This is a genomic window from Actinoplanes sp. NPDC048967, assembly GCF_040649415.1.
Classification (GTDB): Bacteria; Actinomycetota; Actinomycetes; order Mycobacteriales; family Micromonosporaceae; genus Actinoplanes.
Genome location: NZ_JBEZFL010000004.1, coordinates 556,330 through 563,999, shown reverse-complemented (window position 1 = coordinate 563,999; position 7,670 = coordinate 556,330). Strand labels below are relative to the sequence as shown.

The 7,670-nt window shown below is 71.0% G+C and carries 7 protein-coding genes; 4 read left to right on the top strand and 3 right to left on the bottom strand.

All coding sequences use genetic code 11. The features are described 5' to 3' along the window. Nucleotides 1-89 precede the first annotated feature (89 nt). On the bottom strand, nt 90-776 hold the full coding sequence (locus AB0C12_RS20345; protein WP_023561932.1) for an IclR family transcriptional regulator: 687 nt from the start codon (nt 774-776) through the stop codon (nt 90-92). Between the two features lie 49 nt (nt 777-825). Between AB0C12_RS20345 and leuC the strand changes: the two genes are divergently transcribed. The 4 genes from leuC (at nt 826) to AB0C12_RS20325 (ending at nt 4,555) form a co-directional block, all read left to right on the top strand. Next, nucleotides 826-2,280 carry a 3-isopropylmalate dehydratase large subunit gene (gene leuC / locus AB0C12_RS20340; RefSeq protein ID WP_360550037.1) on the top strand — a complete coding sequence of 485 codons (1,455 nt, stop codon included), beginning with the start codon at nt 826-828 and terminating at the stop codon, nt 2,278-2,280. Between the two features lie 15 nt (nt 2,281-2,295). Next, complete coding sequence (leuD, locus tag AB0C12_RS20335) at nt 2,296-2,883, top strand: 3-isopropylmalate dehydratase small subunit (RefSeq protein WP_212992132.1); 588 nt, start codon at nt 2,296-2,298, stop codon at nt 2,881-2,883. 177 nt (nt 2,884-3,060) lie between these two features. Then, nucleotides 3,061-3,972, top strand: a complete 912-nt coding sequence (locus AB0C12_RS20330) for an HU family DNA-binding protein (protein ID WP_360550035.1) — start codon at nt 3,061-3,063, stop codon at nt 3,970-3,972. Between the two features lie 121 nt (nt 3,973-4,093). After that, nucleotides 4,094-4,555 carry a hypothetical protein gene (locus tag AB0C12_RS20325; protein WP_360550033.1) on the top strand — a complete coding sequence of 154 codons (462 nt, stop codon included), beginning with the start codon at nt 4,094-4,096 and terminating at the stop codon, nt 4,553-4,555. Here AB0C12_RS20325 and AB0C12_RS20320 read toward each other — a convergent pair. Together AB0C12_RS20320 and AB0C12_RS20315 are read right to left on the bottom strand one after the other, a co-directional pair. Continuing rightward, nucleotides 4,512-5,396 carry an NUDIX hydrolase gene (locus AB0C12_RS20320; protein WP_360550031.1) on the bottom strand — a complete coding sequence of 295 codons (885 nt, stop codon included), beginning with the start codon at nt 5,394-5,396 and terminating at the stop codon, nt 4,512-4,514. The genes AB0C12_RS20325 and AB0C12_RS20320 overlap by 44 nt on opposite strands. A 1-nt stretch (nt 5,397) precedes the next feature. Then, nucleotides 5,398-7,638: an RNA degradosome polyphosphate kinase gene (locus tag AB0C12_RS20315; protein WP_360550029.1), complete on the bottom strand. Its 2,241-nt coding sequence runs from the start codon at nt 7,636-7,638 to the stop codon at nt 5,398-5,400. Nucleotides 7,639-7,670 lie beyond the last annotated feature (32 nt).

Here is a 7,670-nt window from a genome sequence, read left to right as displayed (position 1 = left end):
CGCCTCGGCCGAACCGTCGTGGCCCGGGCCGTCGTGGCCGGGCCGCCGGCCGTCTTGCCGCCGGCCATCAGGCCTGGATCTGGTAGGGGTCAGAGGCCGCTGAGGCGTTGTCCCGCGCGGACGACCGCCATCGCGTGGCGTTCGCCGGGGCGGCGGCCGAGTCGTTCGATCGGACCGCTTATCGAGATGGACGCGATGACCCGGCCCGTCCGGTCCCGGATCGGCGCGGAGACGCTGGCCACACCGGGCTCGCGTTCCGCGACGCTCTGCGCCCAGCCGCGCCGGCGCACCTCGGCCAGCGTGCGGCCGGTGAACTTGCATCGCGGCAGCAGTGGCATGACCGCCTCCGGCGGCTCCCAGGCGAGCAGGATCTGGGCCGCGGATCCGGCCACCATCGGCAGCACCGATCCGACCGGCACCGTGTCGCGCAACCCGCTCGCGCGTTCGGCGGCGGCGACGCAGATCCGCTCGTCCGCCCGGCGCAAGTAGAGTTGGGCGCTCTCCCCGGTCGCGTCGCGCAACGCCGACAGCAGCGGCTCGGCCGCTGTCAGCAGCACGTCCGGGGCCGCGTTGGCCAGCTCGCCCAGGCGCGGCCCGGGCCGCCACCGGCCCTGGGTGTCCCGGACCAGCATCCGGTGGATCTCCAGGGCCTGGGCCAGCCGGTGCGCGGTCGCCCGGGGCAGCTTGGTCCGGTCGACTAGTTCAGCCAGGCTGGCGCCGTCGACACAGGCGGCAAGGATGACCACCGCCTTGTCGAGAACGCCGACACCGCTCATACTGTGTCCCACAAGCCGAAACATACCTCCCAGAATTTAGGATGTCCAGATGGTGGGAGTCACTCCCGAACAGGGGAAACCCAGGACCCTGGCCGAAAAGGTCTGGGACGACCATGTGGTGCGGTCCGCCGACGGTGAGCCTGATCTGCTCTACATCGACCTGCACCTGCTGCACGAGGTGACCAGCCCGCAGGCCTTCGACGGTCTGCGCCTGGCCGGGCGCAAGGTCCGCCGCACCGATCTCACGCTGGCGACCGAGGACCACAACACCCCGACGGGCTATGCCGATCCGGCCTTCAACACCCGTCGCGGCGACCTGATGACCATCCTCGACACCGTCTCGCGCACCCAGATCGAGACGCTGCGCAAGAACTGCGCCGAGTTCGGCGTACAGATCCGCTCGCTCGGCGACCAGGACCAGGGCATCGTGCACGTGATCGGCCCGCAGCTGGGGCTCACCCAGCCGGGCACCACGATCGTCTGCGGTGACTCGCACACCGCGACCCACGGCGCGTTCGGCGCGCTGGCCTTCGGCATCGGCACCAGCGAGGTCGAGCACGTGCTGGCCACCCAGACGCTGCCGCAGGCCAAGCCGAAGACGATGGCTGTCGTGGTCAGCGGCGAGCTGCGCCCGGGCGTCTCGGCCAAGGACCTGATCCTCGCGCTGATCACGCAGACCGGCACCGGCGGCGGCAACGGCCACATCGTGGAGTACCGCGGCGAGGCCATCCGCAAGCTCTCCATGGAGGGCCGGATGACCATCTGCAACATGAGCATCGAGTGGGGCGCCAAGGCCGGCATGATCGCGCCGGACGAGACCACGTTCGCGTACCTGAAGGGGCGCGAGCACGCGCCGCGGGGCGCCGACTGGGACGCCGCGGTCGAGTACTGGAAGACCCTGCCCAGCGACGAGGGCGCCGAGTACGACACCGAGATCCACATCGACGCCTCCACGATCAGCCCGTTCGTCACCTGGGGCACCAACCCGGGTCAGGGCGCGGCGCTCGACGGCGTCGTGCCGGATCCCGAGGAGTTCGTCGAGGAGTCCGACCGCAACGCCGCCCGTCGCGCCCTGGAATACATGGACCTGGCCGCCGGCACCCCGCTCAAGGACGTCGCGGTGGACGTGGTCTTCGTGGGTTCCTGTACCAACGGGCGCCTGGAGGACCTGCGGGCCGCCGCCGACGTGCTGCGCGGGCACCGGGTGGCCGACGGCGTACGGATGATGATCGTGCCCGGTTCCTTCCAGGTGCGCGCCGCCGCCGAGGCCGAGGGGCTGGACAAGGTCTTCACCGACGCGGGCGCCGAGTGGCGTTTCGCCGGGTGCTCGATGTGCCTGGGCATGAACCCGGACACCCTGAGCCCCGGTGAGCGTGCCGCCTCCACGTCCAACCGCAACTTCGAGGGCCGGCAGGGCCGCGGTGGGCGTACCCACCTGGTCTCGCCGCAGGTCGCCGCCGCCACCGCCGTGGTCGGCAAGCTGGCCGCCCCGGCCGACCTCTGAGGGGGAGCAGCAACCATGGACAAGTTCACCACCCACGCCGGCACCGTGATGCCGCTGCGCCGCTCCGATGTGGACACCGACCAGATCATCCCGGCCGTCTACCTCAAGCGGGTCACCCGGACCGGCTTCGAGGACGGGCTGTTCAGCGCCTGGCGCGACGACCCGGCCTTCGTGCTCAACAACCCCGCGCACGCGGGCGCGACGATCCTGGTGGCCGGCCCCAACTTCGGCACCGGCTCCTCCCGTCAGCACGCCGTCTGGGCACTGCGCGACTTCGGCTTCAAGGTCGTCATCGCGGCCCGTTTCGGCGACATCTTCCGCGGCAACGCCCTCAAGGAAGGTCTGCTGCCGGTCCAGCTCGACCAGAAAGCCGTCGAGGCGCTCTGGGACATGGCCGACAGCGAACCGGACAAGCGGATCACCGTGGACCTCGCCGAACGCCAGGTGCGCGTGGACGACGCCGTCTGGACCTTCCCGATCGACGATTTCAGCCGGTGGCGGCTCATGGAGGGCCTGGACGACATCGGACTGACGCTGCGCCACGAGCAGATGATTACCTCGTACGAGAAGGACCGCCCCGGCTTCAAGCCGGTGGTCGTCTGAGGTCGTTTTCCTTGCTCTTGCAGGCTTTTTTGCCCCCGCCGGGTTCCCGGCGGGGGCAAAATCGTTGCGACACAACGGTTTTTTTTCATGCAGATGTTTGTGTCTGCTGGTCAGAGGGCATACGGTGCGCGCAGAATGGCTCGCATTGGGCCAGTTCTCACGTTCGGGAGGAAACCAGTGAACAAGGCAGAGCTCGTCGAGGCGCTCGCCGCCCGACTGGGGGACCGGAAGACGGCGACAGCGGCGCTGGATGCGGTCATCAGCGAGGTGCAGAACGCCGTTACCAAGGGCGATCGCGTTGCCATTACCGGTTTCGGAGTCTTCGAGAAGCGGGCGCGCAATGCCCGTACCGCGCGCAATCCGCGCACCGGTGAACCGGTGAAGGTGAAGAAGACGTCCGTCCCCGCTTTCAAGCCCGGAACCGGATTCCGGGAGATGGTCGCGAGCGGCAAGGTGGCCAAGGCGACCACCGCGAAGAAGACCACGGCGGCAGTGAAGTCCACCGCCACCAAGGCCGCTCCGGCCAAGTCGACCGCCACGAAGACGGCGGCGGCAACCAAGACGGCGGCCGCCAAGAAGACGACCGCCGCCAAGGCCACCCCGGCCAAGACCGCCGCCAAGGCGGCCACGGCCACGAAGGCCACCGCCACCAAGGCGACGGCTGCGAAGTCGACCGCCAGCAAGGCGACGGCCACCAAGGCAACGGCGACCAAGTCGGCCGCCGCCAAGAGCACCCCGGCCAAGACCACGCCGGCCAAGACGGCGGCGACCAAGTCGGCGGCCAAGGCCACGCCGGCGCGCAAGACGGCCGCCACCAAGTCGGCGACCGCCACCAAGTCGGCTCCGGCCAAGTCGGCCACCAAGGCGACCGCCACCAAGTCGGCGACGGCCACGAAGTCGGCCGGCACCGCCAAGGCGGCACCGGCCAAGAAGGCGGCGACCAAGACGGCGCCGACCAAGGCCGCGGCCACCAAGTCGACGGCGGCCAAGAAGACGACCGCCGCCAAGAAGACGACGGCAGCCGTCCAGGCCACCCCGGCCAGCAAGGCCACGACCGCGCGTACCAGCACGGCTCGTAAGACCCGCTGATCCAAGGGGCCGTTCCGGCCCGCTCAGCGGCACGCTGAGGTACGAAGGGCGTCCACCCGTACGGTGGACGCCCTTCGCGTGTTCCGGCGCCACAGCGGCCCCGCGGCCTACGGTCCGCTCCATGGAGCGCAGACTCGTCAGCCCCCGTGGTCTCGTGAGCAGGTCACTGATCGCCGCGACCGTCTTCGCCGGCGCTGTCGTTCCCGGCTGGACCCTCGGCGACCTGGCCGAACACTGGACCGGGTGGGGGCTGCTGGACTGGCTCATCACCTGTGGCTGGTGCGGCCTGGCCGTCCTCGTGCTCGGCCCGTACGGCTCCTACCGCCGCCGCGACGTGCTGCTCGGGATGCTGCCGCTCTACGGCTGGTACGTGGCCAGCGTGCTGTCCTGGCGGGTCGCGTTGCTGCCGCTGCGCGACTGGGAGCCCCGCGCCGACGAGCTGTGGCGGGCCCGCTGGCTCACCGGCGACCAGGTCGGCTACTGGCGTACGGACCCGCTGCCGGAGGACATCGAGCGCCGCGCGCGCGTCACCGGGCGGCCTAGATCCGGCTCAGTCCCAGGAGCCGCTCGCCGGACCAGGTGAGGATCCAGCCGGTGCCCTTCGGCGTCTTGTAGGGCTCGCGGTCCTCGGTGCCGTCCAGCAACGCCAGGATCGACGGGATCACCTTGCCCTGGCTGCACACCGCCACCCGGGGGCCGTCGCGCAGCTCGGTCAGCCGGGCCGCGGCCACCTTGGCCCGGGCCGGCACGTCCTGCGCGTCGGCGGGCTCGGCGAACGCCGCGTCCACCACGATCGGCAGGCCGAGTCGTTCGGCCAGCGGCTCGAGAGTCTGCTTGCAGCGCAACGGGGTGGCCGCGAAGAGCCGGCGCGGGGCGACAAGCGACACCACCAGACCCAGCGTTTGCGCCTCGCCCCGGCCCTGCTCGTCGATCGGCCGCAACGCGTCGTTGCCGTCGAACTCGCTGCGCTTGCCGGCGTGCGCGTGCCGGACCAGCGCCGTCACGGCGGTGACCGGTGGCAGCGCGGCGACGTGCTCGACCAGCCGGCGGTCGTCGGGATAGGTCAGCTTCGCCAGCGCGTCGGCCGGCGCCAGCCACACCACGGTGTCCACCTCGGTGGGGTCCATCGGGTCGTCGGCGGCGCCCTCCGCGGCGCGCATCAGCCAGAACTCGACCGTCTTGGGCACGCCGTCGGGCAGCGTGTAGCTCACCTCGGGCAACCGCAGCTGCGGCTCCCCGTGCACGCCGGTCTCTTCCCGCACCTCGCGCACCGCCGCCGCCAGCGGGTGCTCGTCGCCGTCGAGCTTGCCCTTGGGCAGGCTCCAGTCGGCGCGGTACGGCCGGTGCACGACACAGATCTCGATGCCGTCCCCGGCCGGTCGCCAGAGGACGCCGCCGGCGGCCCGGACCGGTTCGGTCGTCAATTCAGCCCGCCTTGCCGATGACCCGGCGCAACAACGCCTCCTGCAGATGGATGTGGTGCTCCGACGGCGAGAACGTGCGGCGGTGCCAGGTGCCGTCACCGGCCAGGTCCCAGCCCTCGCTCTCGTCGCTCATGGACAACTCCAGCACATTGCGCAGATCCTCCTGCGCGGAGGGCAGGGTCACCCGGACCAGCGCCTCGACCCGGCGGTCCAGGTTGCGGTGCATGAGGTCGGCCGAGCCGATCCAGTACTCCGCGTCGTCGCCCACGCCGAACCGGAAGACCCGGGAGTGCTCCAGGAACCGGCCGACGATCGAGCGGACCCGGATGTTGTCCGACAGTCCCGGCACGCCCGGGCGCAGCGCGCACATGCCCCGGATGACCAGGTCGATGCGGACGCCGGCCTGCGAGGCGCGGTAGAGCGCGTCGCAGGTCTCCTCGTCGACCAGCGAGTTCACCTTGAACTGGACCAGCGCGTCGCCGCCCGCGCGGGCGATCTCGGCCTGCTGCTCGATCCGCTCGATCAGGCCGGCCCGGACCCCGTGCGGGGCCACCAGCAGCCGCCGGAACGCGGTCTGCCGGCTGTAGCCGGTGAGCACGTTGAACAGGTCCGTGACGTCCGCGCCGATCTCCGGGTCGGCGGTGAGCATGCCGAAGTCCTCGTAGAGCCGGGCCGTCTTCGGGTGGTAGTTGCCGGTGCCGATGTGGCAGTAGCGGCGGATCTGGTTGCCCTCCTGGCGTACCACCAGGGAGGTCTTGCAGTGCGTCTTGAGACCGACCAGGCCGTAGACCACGTGGCAGCCGGCCCGCTCCAGGGTGCGCGCCCAGGCGATGTTGGCCACCTCGTCGAAGCGGGCCTTCACCTCCACCAGCACCACCACCTGCTTGCCGGCGGCCGCGGCGTCGACCAGGGCGTCCACTATCGGCGAGTCACCGCTGGTGCGGTACAGCGTCTGCTTGATGGCCAGCACGTTGGGATCGGCGGCGGCCTGCTCGATGAAGCGCTGGACGCTGGTCGAGAACGAGTGGTACGGGTGGTGCACCAGGATGTCGCACTCGCGCAGCCGGTTGAAGACGCTGCGCGGCACCTCGCCGTCGGCCAGCTGCGGGTGGGTCGACGGGACGAACGGCCGGTCCTTGAGGTCGTCGCGGTCGCACTCGCCGAAGACCTGCCACAGCCCCGACAGGTCGAGCAGGCCGGGCACCCGCAGCACGTCCTGGCTGTCCATCTCCAGCTCGCGGGTGAGCAGGTCGAGCACGTGGTCGCTGATCGAGGCGGCCACCTCCAGCCGCACCGGCGGGCCGAACCGGCGCTGGGCCAGCTCGCGCTCGAGGGCCTGCAGCAGGTCCTCGTCGCGGTCCTCGTCGACCTCCAGCTCGGCGTTGCGGGTGACCCGGAACAGGTGCCACTCGAGGATCCGCATGCCGGAGAAGAGCTGGTCCAGGTGCGCGGCGATGAGCTCCTCGACGGGCAGGAAGCGCGCCCCGCGGCTGTCGTTCTGCACCGTGACGAAGCGCGGCACGTTGTTGGGCACCTTGATCCGGGCGAACAACTCGTTGCCGCCGCCGGCCGGATCGCGCAGGGCCACGGCGAGATTGAGCGATCGGCTGGAGATGTACGGGAACGGGTGCGCCGGGTCGACCGCGAGCGGGGTCAGCACCGGGAAGACCTGCTCGCGGAAGTACGTCCGCAGCCGCTCGCGTTCCGGCGCGTCCAGCTCGCTCCAGCTGACCAGCTCGATGCCCTCGGCCGACAGCTTGGGCCGGACCTCCTCGCCGAAGCAGGCGGCGTGCCGGGTGACCAGGTCGGCGGCCCGCTCGGTGATCATTTCGAGCTGGTGGCGCAGCGATGAACGGTCGCCGCCGCGCATCGGCAGCCCGGCCTTGAGCCGGCGCTTGAGCCCGGCCACCCGGACCATGTAGAACTCGTCCAGATTGCCGGCGAAGATGGCCAGGAACTTCGCGCGTTCGAGCAGCGGGGTGCTGGGATCCTCGGCCAGGGCGAGCACCCGGGCGTTGAAGTCGAGCCAGGACAGCTCCCGGTTGAGGAAGCGGTCCTCGGGCAGCTCGGGGAGGCCGGGATCGGTCTCGGTGGGGTCCGGCGCGGTGTCGGCGGTGGTCACAGCGGGCTCCGTCGGCTCGGTGTCGGTCTGCTCGGCGCGGGAGAGGAACCGCCCGTCGGAGCCGCGGCGGCGAGCCGCGGGGGGCACGGTCGTGTCGGGTGTCCGGGGCGGGGTGGTCATGACTCCATCATTGCCCGTCCAGGGTGAACGGG